Source organism: Tatumella citrea (genome assembly GCF_002163585.1).
Classification (GTDB): Bacteria; Pseudomonadota; Gammaproteobacteria; order Enterobacterales; family Enterobacteriaceae; genus Tatumella; species Tatumella citrea.
Genome location: NZ_CP015579.1, coordinates 3,546,098 through 3,560,437 on the forward strand (window position 1 = coordinate 3,546,098; position 14,340 = coordinate 3,560,437).

Genomic DNA, 14,340 nt, shown 5'->3' on the forward strand with positions numbered 1-14,340 from the left:
TACGATACAAAAATTACAGATCAGACCTCAGAAACATTGGAATTATCGCCTGCGGAGGACGGCTGAAACTCTTTTTTGCTCTGTCATTATTCAGCATTAGAAGCGGCAACAGCGCACCACTGCAGACTGCTTTTCACTGCCATCATTTATTTTACGGGTTTTCACACTCACCAGTGACCCAAAGGACCCAATTCCTGAAATTACGCTGATTTGCCGTTATGATAACCTGCATCCTCGCCCACGCTGACCGGCCCCCGAAGAAAAGCAAACCAGATTTCCACTGAACGGATGCCCCTTCCTCACCCTCATCAGATACAGAGAATCTCTTTCGGCCATAAATCATTGCAATAGTGAACCACCCACATGATGGTTTACGGACATCAGCACTTTGTCTCAATAAGCAGCAAAACTTTAAATTAATAAAAACTTATTCTGCAGCAAATTATTCCGTTTATAATTATCATCACGCCCCTCTGAATTAGCGACTGAATCACAGGAAGCAGTAGAAAAAACCCATTACTGAAATTACCTTATCCGTAATTCACAGGATAAACACCACGCCATTCAAAAACAAAAAAAGAATAGTTCTGATTAATTACAATAAGTTAATCCAGTCTTGTATTATTCTTAATAAAAAAACCCAGCAACATTAATTAATGTGATAGATATCGCAAATCTACCATTCCTTATTAAAGGTTCCACTATCAATGTGTATATTTTTATTGTGCATTCCGGCAGAACTTATCACCGGAATGACCATTTAGGATGGTTGTTTTATCTCGTCGGGAGTTTTGGTCACAAGGAAATAGCCTGACTTAACATCTACAGGGAGTATTGATATGAAAGAACTCACCATTATTGAAGTCGCTTCTGTTTCCGGTGCTGGTGGCATCGTTGATAATGATTTTACGGGTGCCATCTGGGGCTCTGTCCTGGGTGCTATTGACGGTTTCGGAACCGGTGCTGCAGTCGGCGGTAAATACGGCGGATCAGGTGGCTGGATTGTCGGTGGGATAGCCCAACTGGTCGGTTTAACCGTTTCTGCGGTTGGTGGCGGGATTGGCGGCTTTTTATATGGCGGATTAGTTGGCTATGAAAAAGCTCAGGCTTATATTGAAACCTACCGGAAAATGTAATTAGTCCTTACTAAAGAGAGTAATCCGTTTACTCTCTTTCTTCCTTTATCTCCGCTGTTTAATATTTATAGCAACCTCCCCATAACGGAATAACCGCTTTGGGTCACTGAATACTTTCCACTTCTCAGATGACTTTATTCGTTCACCCTGCTGACCTGCCATTTTCTGACCTTCTGCACTGTTTACGATCATCCTCCGGACCCAAAATATTTACCACCGTCACATTGCACTAAAAGAGTTCAGAAAAAAGCCCGAATGCACCATTTCGATGACTATAATATTTACATTAGTGCAACATAGATTAATCGGGCGACACATTAACTGCATTTTGTTTCATTTAAAAATGGCATGCAACTTGCTTTAGCTAGTGTGAAGCATTTTGAAATATTCCGTCACTGACATAAGGAACCGCAGAAATCCACTCTGTTCTGACCCGGGAGAATCAACATGCCGGGTTATTTAACCTGTGGGGAGTTTTATCAGCCTGTCGCTTTCCCTGTTTCAACTGATGTACCTGTACACGTCTTACACAACTTATATAAACGGATGATGAGGTAACTATGAAAAGCTTTGTTGGGAAATTATCTGTCGCTGCATTAATGGTTCCGGCGCTGGCTGGCAGCTGGGCAGCTCATGCTGATGAAATTAAAATTGGTGTTGTTCTGCCACTCAGTGGCGCGTTAAGTGGTTACGGCCAGCCTTCACAAAAAGGCCTGGAAGTCATTCAGTCTCTGACACCTAAACTGAAAAATGGCGATACCATTAAACTGATTGTGATTGATGACAAGAGCGACAAAGTTGAAGCGGCAAATGCTATGCAGCGCCTGGTGTCCAGCGATAAAGTCGATGCGGTCATTGGTGAAGTCACCTCCACCAATACTCTGGCGATGGTAAAAATTGCCGATGACAGCAAAACCCCGATTGTTTCCCCTACTGCCACCAATGACCGCGTAACCCGCAATCATCCGTATGTCAGCCGCGTATGTTTCTCTGACAGTTTCCAGGGCGTCGTTGGTGCAAATCTGGCATCCCGCGATTTGCATGCCAAAACCGCCGCTATCGTGTTTGACAGCAGTAATGACTATTCCGTGGGTCTGGCAAAAGCCTTCCGCAATCAGTTTGTCAAAAACGGCGGCAAAATCGTCATCGAAGTTCAGGCACCCACTGGCAGCAAAGATTTTAAAGCCCAGTTATCCAGTGTGAAAGCCAAAGATCCGGACATGATCTACATGCCTATTTATTACACCGAAGGTGCGTTGATAGCCGTTCAGTCTCAGCAACTTGGGCTGAAAAAACCGGTTGTGGGCGGCGATGGTCTGGCAGCAGATCCGGTGTTCTTCGAAGTGGGTAAAGATGCGGTTAATGGTTATATGACCACCGACTACTATTCACCTACTGCTAAACAGCAGACTCCGGAAGGCGAGAAATTTATCAAGGCCTGGGAAGATAAATATAAACAGCCGACCCACACCTGGGGTGCAATGACCGCTGATGCTTATAACGTCATCGTGAATGCAATGAACCAGTGTAGTAACGCCCATGATCGTACCTGCGTGAATGATAAAATTCGTGCCACTAAAGATTACGAAGGTATTACCGGAACTCTGACTCTGAAAGACGGCGATGCTATCCGCAGTGCAGTCATCAACGAAGTACAGGACGGAAAACTGGCGTTTAAAACTGTGGTTAATCCATAGGTTTTAATAAGGAGATAGCAATGGATGGTGCCATTTTTCTGCAGCAGGTCGTCAATGGGATGAGCCTGGGAGGTATGTACGCTTTAATTGCCATTGGTTACACCATGGTCTACGGCGTATTGCGCTTAATTAACTTTGCTCATGCTGATGTCATGATGGTAGGTGCCTTCCTGACGTTATTTCTGTTCTCTTCGCTCGGGCTACCCTTCTGGGTAGCCATATTCCTGACACTCATGTTGTGTGGGCTGTTCGGGATGCTGATTGACAGGGTGGCTTATCGCCCCCTGCGCAATGCTTCAAAAATCTCAATGCTGATCACCGCTATCGGTGTCAGCTTTTTCCTGGAAAATCTGTTTAATGTCCTGTTTGGTGGCAGCACCCGCTTCTTCGCTGCACCGGACTTTTTCAACCGCACCATCAATCCTGGCGGTATCACCATTACCAACGTTGCCTGGCTGGTTCCGGTAATAACTGTTCTGTTGCTGTGTGCCATTCTCTGGCTGCTATACCGTACCCGTTATGGCATGGCTATTCGCGCAGTGGCTTTTGATGTCAATACGGTCCGGCTGATGGGCATTGATGCCAACCGGATTATTTCACTGGTATTTGCGCTTGGCAGCAGCCTGGCGGCACTGGGCGGAGTGTTTTATGCCATCAGCTATCCGACCATCGATCCGTTGATGGGGGTATTGATCGGTCTGAAAGCGTTTGCTGCCGCAGTACTCGGCGGCATTGGCAGTGTCACCGGAGCCGTACTGGGTGGATTTATTCTGGGGTTCACCGAAGTTGTCGCCGTTGCACTATTCCCTGAACTGGGAGGCTATAAAGATGCCTTTGCCTTTATGTTCCTGATTCTGGTTCTGCTGTTCCGCCCTGTCGGAATTATGGGAGATGAACGTCTGGAAAGGAGCCGTTTCTGATGAAAATAGCCACTTCTGGTCCGGCCTCTGTGGGCCGCAGCCTGCTGGTCATAGTGATCGGTATTGCGTTGCTGTTTGCCATTAACTCCTTGTTTAATGACTACATTATCAGGGTTATCAGCACCATTTTTATTTTTATGATTCTGGCGGTCAGTTATAACCTGATTAACGGGGTGACCGGGCAACTATCGCTGGAACCGAACGGTTTTGTGGCGGTAGGAGCCTATGTGACCTCAATCCTGCTGCTGACCAGTGACAGTAAACTGGACATGTACGAAATGGCTTCGCCCAGCCAGTTTATCCTCGCGCTGCATACCAGCTTCCTGCCTGCTCTGTTGATAAGCGGAGTATGTTCTGCGGTCCTGGCAGTCTGTCTGGCGTTTCCGGTGTTCCGGGTGCGGGGAGATTATCTGGCTATTGTCACCCTGGGTTTTGGCTTCATTATTAAGATTCTGGCGATTAATAACCCGCAGATCACCAACGGTGCGATTGGCCTGAGCGATATCCCTCAGCAACCCCACCTGCTGTTCTGGTGTGGGCTGGCCGCGTTAGTTTCTACAGGGATCATTTTACAACTGGTCAGTTCTAAATATGGCCGGATGATGAAAGCGATTCGTGACGATGAAGACGCAGCAATCGCAATGGGGGTAAACACTTTCCGGATTAAGACCTGTGCATTTGCCACCAGTGCTTTTTTCGAAGGGATCGGCGGAGGTTTGCTGGCCTCGCTGCTGACCACTATCTCCCCTGGCTTATTTGATTTTATGCTGACCTTCCAGTTGCTGATTATTATTGTGCTTGGTGGCCTGGGCAGCACTACCGGCGCCATTCTGGGCACGATTATTGTGATTGGCAGTGGTGAATGGCTGCGTTTCCTTGACCAGCCACTGAGCCTGTTCGGCTATGACCTCGGTTCCTATCCCGGGTTACGTATGGTGGTATTTTCACTGATCCTGTTAATTATTATGTTATTTGCCCGTGAAGGTTTACTGGGCAAGAAAGAGATCTGGCAAATTCGTCCGGGGAGAAAGCGCCATGGAAAGTCCTGAAGTTATCCTTGACGTAAAAAATGTCAGTATTCAGTTTGGTGGTTTACGGGCTATCGATAATGTCAGCTTTCAGGTGAGTGAAGCCGAAATTTTCGGTCTGATCGGGCCAAACGGCGCCGGTAAAACCACCATGTTCAACATTATCACGGCTAATTACCGGGCAACCTCTGGTGAAGTAGTGCTGGCCGGAAAACCATTGACCGGGCTAAAACCGAACCAGGTCGTTGCTCGGGGAATCGCCCGCACTTTCCAGAACATCCGGTTGTTTAATTCAATGACCGTGTTGGAAAATGTGATGATCGGGCTGGATCGCACCAGCCGTTATTCGCTGGCAGAAGCCGCATTACGTATTGGCCGCTTTTTTTCAGCAGAGCGCCAGACCCGTGACAAAGCAATGGAGTTGCTGGATTACATCGGAATTGCTGACTTTGCCAATATGCAGGCCACTAACCTCAGTTATGGTAACCAGCGTAAGGTGGAAATTGCCCGCGCCCTGGCAACCTCTCCGAAACTGCTGTTGCTTGATGAACCAGCCGCCGGGATGAACCCGAAAGAAACCGAAGATCTGGCTCAGTTAATCTTCCGGATGCGTAAAGACTATCAGCTCAGCGTGTTACTCATCGAACACGATATGCCATTTGTGAATGCACTCTGCGAACGCGTCATGGTTCTGGAATATGGCAAACCCTTATTTAGCGGGCTGATGTCAGAGGCCATTAACCATCCGGAAGTGATTGCCGCTTACCTGGGAGACCTCAGTTATGCTTAATGCCCGTGAGCTGAAAGTATTTTATGGCATGATTCAGGGACTGAAGGGCATCGATTTACAGGTTAATGACCGGGAAATTGTCACTCTGATTGGCAGTAACGGTGCAGGCAAAACTTCGGCACTTAACGGGATTATCAATATGGTGAAGTCGACCGGTTCGGTCAGCTTCCTCAATGAAGATATCTCCCGCAGCCAGACCCATAACATTGTCCGTAAAGGGCTGGCACTGGTTCCTGAAGGCCGAAAGGTGTTTACCAATCTGACGATTGAAGAAAATCTGAAGATGGGTGCCTACAATAATCTGGCCCGTTTTACCGTACTACGTGACCGGATGTTTGAACTATTCCCACGTCTTAAGGAACGCCGTACCCAAATGGCGGGAACCATGAGTGGTGGTGAACAGCAAATGCTGGCGATTGCCCGTGCACTGATGAGCGAGCCGGTACTACTGATGCTGGATGAACCGAGCCTCGGTCTGGCTCCCAAAATAGTCGGTGAATTATTTGCCACTATTCGCCAGCTACGGGAAGACAATATCACTATTCTGCTGGTCGAACAGAATGCCACCGCAGCGCTCAGAATTGCTGACCGGGCCTATGTGCTGGAAAACGGCAAGATTGTGCTGTCCGGTGATGCGCAGGATATTCTGAAAAATCCGGAAGTGAAGAAGATGTATCTGGGGGCCTGAGAATACGCCGGTGTGGTTTACTGCCACACCGGCTCGTCAGACAGGATTAACGAACTACCGGCAATCCGAGGTTTTCACGCAACGTGGCAAACTCGTAGTCTTCATGGAACAGCCCACGACGACGTAATTCCGGGATCACCAGTTCAATAAACAGATCCAGTTGCTCAGGCATGATCGCTGGCATCACATTGAAGCCGTCAGCCCCGCCTTGTTCCAGCCACAGCTGAAAATCATCGGCAATATCTTCCGCAGTACCGACAATGACACGGTGACCACGGGATCCGGCAGCAATCGCAGCCAGTTCACGCAAAGTCAGATTTTCGCGTTTTGCCATATCGGTCATCAGTTTCACCCGGCTCTGATTACCTTCACCCAGTGGAACTTCCGGTACCGGACCATCCAGCGGATAGGCAGAAAGATCCATACCGAACCGCAATGAAAGCTGGCGCAGACCGTTCTCAATATCCACCAGAGTATTCAGCTCTTTCCACAATGCTTTGGCTTCTTCACGGGTCCGGCCAACAATTGGCATCACACCCGGCATAATCACCACATGGTCAGGATTACGCCCGGCAGCGATTACCTGATCTTTTTGCGAACGATAGAATGTCTGAGCTTCTTCCAGGCTTGCTGCGGCGGTAAATACCACTTCGGCGGTTTCTGCTGCCAGCTTCTGACCATCGGCAGATGAGCCCGCTTCAATGATCACCGGACGTCCCTGAGGAGAACGGGTAATATTCAGTGGACCCTGCACCTGGAAGTGTTCTCCCCGGTGATCAATCGGCTTAATTTTTTCATCCACGAAATAACGACCACTGGCAGGATCCGGCTGAACCGCGCCTTCTTCCCAGCCAGCCCATAATTTATCGGCTACTTCCAGGAATTCACGGGCACGTCCGTAACGTTGCGCATGGTCAGGCATATCTTCACGGCTAAAATTACGCGCCACATCGGTAGAGAATGAAGTCACAACATTCCAGGCGGCACGCCCACGGCTGATATGATCCAGCGAAGAAAAACTGCGTGCCAGAGTAAAGGGATCGCTGAAAGTCGTTGATGCCGTTGCTGCCAGACCAATACGCCGGGTATTTACGGCCAGCGCAGATAGCAGAGTCAGTGGCTCCAGACGTGCCATCGTAGAAGGCAGGCGATACATACTGGTTGCCAGCGCATCACCGACAAAAAACAGATCAAAGGTGCCTGCCTCTGCCTTTTTCGCCAGGGTAATCAACCAGTCAATATCGGTAGGTGAACCAAGGTTTTCGGTTAACCGCCAGCCGCTGACATGATGTCCTACTGGCTGAACAAAAAGGCCAAGACGAAGACGACGCTGAGTTGTTGAACTGTCCATTAATCATTCCTGTTTGTAGCATTCATCACCGCACAGCGGTGGTTAAAAAAGGGTATCGGCAAGTAAAAAAGCTTTTTCCAGCGAAGCTGGTGAAATCTCAAACGGCAGCATAGCAGCACTACGCTCCGGAAAACGTACAGCTCCTGCCATGGTGCGTAATACTGCTTTCCGCTCTCCCGCCAGTTCAGGCAGTTTCAGTGGTGCTGAATAGCGCTGCAGTAATGCCAATAGTTCTGCGTCGGCTTCTCCGTGATTTTCGATCAGTGACTGAATCAACAGACAGAAACCTACTTTTTCACCATGCAGCCAGTGATGCAGTTCCGGCTGATGAGTCAGCCGGTTATGGATTGCATGGGCAAAGCCAGGAGTTGCCAGAGTATCGCGCACACTGTTTGACAGCCCGGCATAAACGATATTGGCTTCAATCACTTTGATCAGTGCCGGAGTCACCACGCCAGCCTGGTTATCAGCAATCGCCTGATCACCATACTGTTTAAATATTTCGAGCGCCTGTTGCGCTGGCAATATTTTTAATTGCAGCGACAGGTTGTCGGGATTATTGAGCTGGTAAGGACGAAATTCAAACAATTTCGCCATCGCATCCACCATGCCAGCTTTCAGGTAGCGCACATCAGACCGGGCAATCACTTCACTGTCTACCAGCACCAGTTCCGGCATGGCAGGCAGTAACTGGCTACGCAGGTGTCCGCCCTGATCATTATAAATGATACTCACCGGGGACCAGGCTGCGCAGGTAGCCGCCAGGGTGGGCATATTCACCACTTTAACCTCTGCCAGCGCGGCGCCTGCAGCTTTTGCCGCATCCATCACACGCCCGCCGCCAATTCCCAGTAATACTCCGGCACCCTGTTCCACAACATTTTGTTGAAGAGTATCAATCGCCTGCTGAGTACATTCTCCGGTCAGATATTCCAGTTGCCAGCGAATGCCCTGTTCTTCAAGGCTATGGCTTAGCTCAGGATTGACCGCCTGCCAGGCCGCCGGAGAGGTGATAATACGAACTTCGGAGGAAAAAGCTTTCAGATAGCTTCCGGTTTGGGTACGCAGACCGGGCTGTTGAAAATAGCCATTTGGAGATTTGATTGCTAACACGGGGTCACCCTGAACACTATATTGCAGACCACCGGCATCCGATGGTAACTAAGCTGAGTATCCCTGACAGGGATACACCGGAGATGCAATATAGTCTACGGTAACTGGCTATTTACGCAATGAAAAGCCGCCCGTCCGACTTTCCAAAATGGAATTAGCTTATAGCTTTTTTATATATAGGGAGTGTTCACTTTACTGTTAATCTCTGTTCCCCACGCTTTGTTATACTCTTTTTTTTCATAATCCCGGAAATAACCATGAACCTTACTTTCCGTCAGGTCAAAGACGACGAGGTAGATACCTATCTTGCACTGGTGCTGGCCGCCTACCAACCCACAATATCGATGGGAATCCATTTCGATGCAGCCACTACCACCCGGGAAAAAGCCCTGTTGCACCTGCAAAATCATGGGGTTTATGGGCTTTACCAGGATGAGCTGATGGTGGCATCCGTCACTATCCGCTATCCATGGGGACCTCTGCCCGGGCCCTTTGGTTTGCCACATATCGGCTGGTTTGCCGCCCATCCGGAGTATCCTGGTCAGCACTATGGCAGTAAAATTCTGCAACGACTGGAGCAGGAAATTTTGACAGGCGAGCTGCGAGCTCCGGCCGTTTCTCTGGGAACAGCCACCAACCATCCCTGGCTGATCGAAATGTACCGGAAGCGCGGCTTTGAGCCGATGCACCAGGCTGACCTGGGGAAAGGACATATCACCCTGTATATGAAAAAAGTCCTCGATAAAGAGGCTCACCAGCGCTGGCTGGCACGTCAGGTGCCTGTTGACGGAAAAAAGTAACCGGAGAACACCATGACTGATATTACTGAAGATTTGTTCGCTGAAAGCCTGATCGCTTTTCGCCATGAACTGCACCGTTTTCCTGAACTGTCCAATCAGGAATTTGAGACAACAGCCCGTATCCGCCAGCAACTGGAACAACATCACATCCGGGTGCTGGACTTGCCTCTGAATACCGGGCTGGTCGCCGAAGTAGGCCCCGTCAGCGGGCCGTTGGTGGTTCTTCGTTCAGACATTGATGCATTGCCTATCGAAGAGCAATCAGGCGTAGACTATCGTTCACAAAACCCGGGCGTTATGCATGCCTGTGGTCACGACTTTCACAGTACCGCAGCCCTGGGTGCCGCTATTCTGCTGAAAAAAAATGAAGCTTCGTTGCCGGGCCGTGTCAGAATTCTGTTTCAGGCAGCAGAAGAAACCGGCCAGGGGGCACCTGATATCATTAATACTGGGGCACTGGCAGAAGCTTTCGCTATCTTCGGATTGCACAATGACCCGACGCTGCCGGCCGGAGTGATAGGCAGTAAAGCCGGCGCTCTGACGGCTTCTGTTGATCGTTTCAGTATCACAATAAAAGGCACCGGTAGCCATGCGGCCCGGCCCCATGAAGGCAATGACCCGATAATTATTGCCGGACAGCTGACGGGTGTCCTACAAACGGTGATCAGCCGTAATGCTCCGTCATCAGATAATGCAGTCGTTTCCATCACCCAAATCCACAGTGGCAGCACCTGGAATGTCATTCCGGACAGTGCATGGATGGAAGGAACGGTACGAACGTTCTCCCCGGACACACGACAACTGATCGAAAAACGTTTTCGCGCCATTCTGGATGGATTCGCGGCCGCTTTTGATGCCGATATCAGTCTCGACTGGCAGGCAGGTCCTCCTTCGGTGATCAACGATGCGCGCTGGGCTGATTTTGCGCTTGAACAGGCGGCAAAATGTGGCTTTGAAGCCCGTGTGGTCGAAGCGAGCCCGATTGGCGAGGACTTTGCTTTCTATCAGTTGCAGCTGCCGGGGGCATTCGTTATGGTCGGTACCGGTGAGCAATACGCCCTGCATCACCCGGCATTTCGGATCAATGATGAAGTATTGCTGCCAACATCACAGTATCTGGCACAGCTGGCAGAACGCGCGCTGGATCTGAAGCAGGAGTCCGCACAGTGAATATCACTGAACAGCTGGCAGAAAAGATTATCAGCAGTCGTCCTGATGATCAGGCACGACAGAATGCCCGCGATGGGGTCTGTGATTTTATTGCTGTCTGCTGGCCGCTGATGCATCAGCAGGTTCCGGATTCCGGTCTGCCGATACTCAGGCAGGTGTATCCCGAACAAACCATTGCGCAGCGTGCGCTGTTACTTGGCTATGCCGGTCATGCCCTGGACTATGATGACTTCCATGCTGATTTTCGGGGCCACCCCACCACGGTGATTCTGCCCGCCTTACTCGCCTGGTGCAGCTTTCAACCGTCGTACAGTGCTGAAGAGTTTCTCGATGCCTATATTGTCGGAGTGGAAACCGCCGGCAGACTGGGGCTGGCTGCCACTCAACAACACTATACCCGTGGTTACCATAATACTGCGACACTTGGCACCCTGGCAGCAGCAGCAGCGCTGGCTCGTCTTAGCCGGGCTAGTATGGCACAAACCGCTGTGTTGTTGGGGATAGCCGCCACGGAAGCCAGTGGTTTAAGAGCACAGTTTGGTTCTGCGGTAAAACCTCTGCATGCCGGACTGGCTGCTGAACGGGCTGTCAGAGCGACTCAACTGGCTCTGGCCGGTTTTGACGGGCAACCTCACGGGGTGATTGAAGCTTTTCTGTCAGCCACCAGCAACGATCAGGCGCTGCCAGAAAAACTGACTGCAGACTGGGGAACCCCCTGGCGTATCACTCAGCCCGGGCTGGAATTTAAACCGTTTGCCACCTGCAGTGGTACCCACAGTGCTGCAGAAGCTGCGCGGATTATTCGCCGACAGTGGATCAGCGAACAGGGAAATATCGACCGTTTACTGGCGTTAACCGACAGCATCACCGTCACCTTTCCGCCTGGCGGAGATATCGCCGCATCGGTCCGTCATCCACACACCGGTATCGAAGCGCGGTTTAGTCTGGAATATGTTATCGCCGCCATGCTGCTGTACGATGATTTACGTATGACTGATTTTGCCGAGGGTCCGGTCAACCCGGAAGTGATGGCACTGGCCGCCAAAGTTCACAGAACGCCGGACGAAACTGCGCCGCCGGATGCCATTAATCCGGCACTGCGTTTTCATGAGGTGACTCTGATGCTGACCGACGGGCGCCAGCTCAGCTGCCGCCGTACCCGTCAGGAATCTCTGGCAGAACCGGTGAATGTGCAGGAAAAACTCTGGCTGGCACTGCAACAGGAAACGGCAGACAGCCGGCAGAGCGTGGTCGATGATTGCCGGCTGACCGACAGCCGGCAACTTAACCATTTGATTAACGCCTTATTGGCGTAATCAGCATCACCGCCTGAGTCTGACTCAGGCGGTCTGGCAAACTGCCCCGGCAGGAGGAATAAACGCCTGCATCGGCGGTAATTCGCCGGTGAACTTCCGCACTTTAACCACGGTAATCTGCCCGGTACAGCCCTGAGCCAGAGCGGATGTGCCAATATCCCGGGTAAGAACATTCGGGTTACCGTGTCTGCATACCGGCTTATCGGCACGCGGTTCCACCGGATCATACCAGGCACCGGTCGGCAGCTGAATTACTCCCCGACGAATCTGCGCCGTCAGGCTGGCTGAAGCCAGAGCCGTCCCCCTGTCGTTATACAGTTCAACGATATCCCCTTCGCTGATCCCCGCAGCTTTGGCATCTTCAGGGTGCAGGCAACAAACTTCACGATTCTGACGCTTACTGCTCTGACTGTACTTACCGAAATCCAGCTGACTGTGTAACCGGGTAGCTGGCTGGTTGGCAATTAACCAGCAGGACTCTCCCGCCACAGCCTGTTCTTGCGGAGCTAACCACACCGGATGTCCGGGGCAGTCGGCATAACCAAAACCAGCAATCGTCGCGGAATAGATCTCTATCTTCCCGCTGGGCGTGGTCAGCGGTGCCCCTTGCGGATCACGACGAAACGCTTTCATCATCAGTCCGCTTTCGGTGTGCTGAGGTAATTCAATCATACCCAGTTGTTGAAACGTCTGATAATCCGGTAACGTAAACTGCAGTGCCGCCAGTTTTTCCCGCAACTGACCATACATCATTTCCAGCCACTGCTGAGAACTCCGCCCTTCGGTAAACTCCTGCTCACGGCCTAGCGCACGCGCCAGCTCCACAAAAATCTCGAAATCATCACGGGCCAGACCTACCGGTTTAGCCACCGGATGCATGGCAAACAGATGCCGGTCAGTCGGGGCACCGCCAATATCTTCACGTTCCAGCGTCATGGTCGCCGGCAACACAATATCAGCATGACGGGCAGTCGCGGTCCAGGCGGTTTCATGCACTATCAGAGTATCAGGCTGGCAAAATGCCCGACGCAACCTGGCGAGATCCTGGTGATGATGGAAAGGATTTCCTCCCGCCCAGTACACCAGCCGAATGTCCGGATAGGTCAGTCGACGGCCGTTATAGTGGAAGGGCTCGCCGGGATGTAACAGCATATCGGAAATTTTTGCGACCGGGATAAAACGGTCAATTCCGTTACGCCCCTGTGGCAGCGAAGGGAAACTCACCAGATTAAACAGTTTACCGTAATGTCCCAACGCACCCAGCGCGTAGGTAAAACCACCCCCGGGTAAGCCAGGCTGACCAAGAGCCGCTGCCAGTACCAGTCCCAGCCATACCGGCTGTTCTCCGTGCTGAGAGCGCTGTAGGGCATGTGCTACGGTAATCAGTACCCTCTTCCCGTGTAAACGCTGCGCCAGTGCGGTGATCTCAGCAGCGCTGATACCACAAATATCCGCTGCCCAGTGAGCATCCCGCACCACCCCATCCTCTTCACCACGAAGATAAGCCACCATAGCTGGCCAGCCAACACAATACTCTGCCAGAAAGGCTTCATCAGTCAGTTGTTGTTCCGTCAGAACAGAGAGAATGCCGATAATCAGTGCCGCATCTGTTCCAGGAATAATGGCCAGCCACTCACCATCGGCCTCAGCAGGCAGATCACTGGCCAGCGGGCTGACTGAAATAAACCGGGCTCCCCGTGCTGCAGCCTGTTGCATAAAGCCACGCTCGGTATGCTCACTGATTCCACCACTGGCTACCTGCGAATTTTTTAGAGCCAGGCCGCCAAACGCCATAACAATATCGGTGTCTGTGGCAATTTCCTGCCAGCTTACGCCCTTACGGGCAATCTCATCCATTGAGCCCACAATATGCGGTAACAACACGGCTGCAGAACCGGAACTGTAGCTGTTAACCGATCGCACATAGCCGCCAAGCGCAGTGTTCAGAAACCGGTGTACCTGACTCTGGGCATGATGAAAACGCCCGGCACTCGACCAGCCGTAGGACCCGCCAAAGATCCCTTCAGGGCCGTAAGCCGAACCCACCCGTTTAAGTTCGTTACTTACCAGTTCGATAGCTTCCGGCCAACTGAGTGGCAGGTATTCATCGCTACCACGTCGAGAGTCCGGGCCAGGCCCCTGTTCCAGCCAGCCACGGCGAACCATTGGCTGAGTGACACGAGCCGGATGATTCAGTGCGTTGGTAAAGTTATCCAGTAACGGACTGGGGTCCGGATCGCCCGGAAACGGAGTCACGCGGACTTCTCCGTCCTGCATCTCGGCACGAAAAGCCCCCCAATGGGCGCTATGCATTTTCTTAGATGAACTCAT

General features: G+C 51.2%; 12 protein-coding genes. 9 read left to right on the forward strand and 3 right to left on the reverse strand.

Going from position 1 to position 14,340, the window contains the following annotated elements:
• Positions 1-839: 839 nt before the first annotated feature.
• The 6 genes from A7K98_RS16835 (at position 840) to A7K98_RS16860 (ending at position 6,259) form a co-directional block, all read left to right on the forward strand.
• Positions 840-1,136: a DUF5862 family protein gene (locus tag A7K98_RS16835; RefSeq protein WP_087489597.1), complete on the forward strand. Its 297-nt coding sequence runs from the start codon at positions 840-842 to the stop codon at positions 1,134-1,136.
• 560 nt (positions 1,137-1,696) lie between these two features.
• Positions 1,697-2,833: an ABC transporter substrate-binding protein gene (locus tag A7K98_RS16840; RefSeq protein WP_087489598.1), complete on the forward strand. Its 1,137-nt coding sequence runs from the start codon at positions 1,697-1,699 to the stop codon at positions 2,831-2,833.
• A gap of 20 nt (positions 2,834-2,853) precedes the next feature.
• Positions 2,854-3,753, forward strand: coding sequence for a branched-chain amino acid ABC transporter permease (locus tag A7K98_RS16845; RefSeq protein ID WP_087489599.1), 900 nt, complete (start codon positions 2,854-2,856; stop codon positions 3,751-3,753).
• Complete coding sequence (locus A7K98_RS16850) at positions 3,753-4,802, forward strand: branched-chain amino acid ABC transporter permease (protein WP_087489600.1); 1,050 nt, start codon at positions 3,753-3,755, stop codon at positions 4,800-4,802. The genes A7K98_RS16845 and A7K98_RS16850 overlap by 1 nt, the downstream gene beginning before the upstream one ends.
• Positions 4,789-5,571, forward strand: coding sequence for an ABC transporter ATP-binding protein (locus A7K98_RS16855; protein ID WP_087489601.1), 783 nt, complete (start codon positions 4,789-4,791; stop codon positions 5,569-5,571). Before A7K98_RS16850 ends, A7K98_RS16855 begins: the two co-directional genes overlap by 14 nt.
• Positions 5,564-6,259, forward strand: coding sequence for an ABC transporter ATP-binding protein (locus tag A7K98_RS16860; protein WP_087489602.1), 696 nt, complete (start codon positions 5,564-5,566; stop codon positions 6,257-6,259). The genes A7K98_RS16855 and A7K98_RS16860 overlap by 8 nt, the downstream gene beginning before the upstream one ends.
• Before the next feature lie 46 nt (positions 6,260-6,305).
• Here A7K98_RS16860 and A7K98_RS16865 read toward each other — a convergent pair whose 3' ends face one another.
• Positions 6,306-7,610: an LLM class flavin-dependent oxidoreductase gene (locus A7K98_RS16865; protein WP_087489603.1), complete on the reverse strand. Its 1,305-nt coding sequence runs from the start codon at positions 7,608-7,610 to the stop codon at positions 6,306-6,308.
• 42 nt (positions 7,611-7,652) lie between these two features.
• On the reverse strand, positions 7,653-8,723 hold the full coding sequence (locus tag A7K98_RS16870) for an iron-containing alcohol dehydrogenase family protein (protein ID WP_087489604.1): 1,071 nt from the start codon (positions 8,721-8,723) through the stop codon (positions 7,653-7,655).
• A gap of 257 nt (positions 8,724-8,980) precedes the next feature.
• Here A7K98_RS16870 and A7K98_RS16875 point away from each other — a divergent pair, with 257 nt between their 5' ends.
• Genes A7K98_RS16875 through A7K98_RS16885 form a run of 3 tightly spaced genes read left to right on the forward strand, consistent with a single transcriptional unit; the run spans position 8,981 to position 12,009 of the window.
• On the forward strand, positions 8,981-9,523 hold the full coding sequence (locus A7K98_RS16875) for a GNAT family N-acetyltransferase (RefSeq protein ID WP_087489605.1): 543 nt from the start codon (positions 8,981-8,983) through the stop codon (positions 9,521-9,523).
• A 12-nt stretch (positions 9,524-9,535) separates the two neighbouring features.
• Positions 9,536-10,693 carry an amidohydrolase gene (locus A7K98_RS16880; RefSeq protein WP_087489606.1) on the forward strand — a complete coding sequence of 386 codons (1,158 nt, stop codon included), beginning with the start codon at positions 9,536-9,538 and terminating at the stop codon, positions 10,691-10,693.
• Positions 10,690-12,009, forward strand: coding sequence for an MmgE/PrpD family protein (locus A7K98_RS16885; protein WP_087489607.1), 1,320 nt, complete (start codon positions 10,690-10,692; stop codon positions 12,007-12,009). The genes A7K98_RS16880 and A7K98_RS16885 overlap by 4 nt, the downstream gene beginning before the upstream one ends.
• 24 nt (positions 12,010-12,033) lie before the next feature.
• Here the strand turns inward: A7K98_RS16885 and A7K98_RS16890 are convergent, their stop codons facing one another.
• Positions 12,034-14,340: a molybdopterin-dependent oxidoreductase gene (locus tag A7K98_RS16890; RefSeq protein ID WP_087489608.1), complete on the reverse strand. Its 2,307-nt coding sequence runs from the start codon at positions 14,338-14,340 to the stop codon at positions 12,034-12,036.

Coding starts and splice junctions, on each gene's coding strand:
- A7K98_RS16880 (WP_087489606.1), top strand. CDS start 9,536: ATGACTGATATTACTGAAGATTTGTTCGCTGAAAGCCTGATCGCTTTT.
- A7K98_RS16840 (WP_087489598.1), top strand. CDS start 1,697: ATGAAAAGCTTTGTTGGGAAATTATCTGTCGCTGCATTAATGGTTCCG.
- A7K98_RS16855 (WP_087489601.1), top strand. CDS start 4,789: ATGGAAAGTCCTGAAGTTATCCTTGACGTAAAAAATGTCAGTATTCAG.
- A7K98_RS16835 (WP_087489597.1), top strand. CDS start 840: ATGAAAGAACTCACCATTATTGAAGTCGCTTCTGTTTCCGGTGCTGGT.
- A7K98_RS16850 (WP_087489600.1), top strand. CDS start 3,753: ATGAAAATAGCCACTTCTGGTCCGGCCTCTGTGGGCCGCAGCCTGCTG.
- A7K98_RS16860 (WP_087489602.1), top strand. CDS start 5,564: ATGCTTAATGCCCGTGAGCTGAAAGTATTTTATGGCATGATTCAGGGA.
- A7K98_RS16875 (WP_087489605.1), top strand. CDS start 8,981: ATGAACCTTACTTTCCGTCAGGTCAAAGACGACGAGGTAGATACCTAT.
- A7K98_RS16890 (WP_087489608.1), bottom strand. CDS start 14,340: ATGAGTTCATCTAAGAAAATGCATAGCGCCCATTGGGGGGCTTTTCGT.
- A7K98_RS16865 (WP_087489603.1), bottom strand. CDS start 7,610: ATGGACAGTTCAACAACTCAGCGTCGTCTTCGTCTTGGCCTTTTTGTT.
- A7K98_RS16845 (WP_087489599.1), top strand. CDS start 2,854: ATGGATGGTGCCATTTTTCTGCAGCAGGTCGTCAATGGGATGAGCCTG.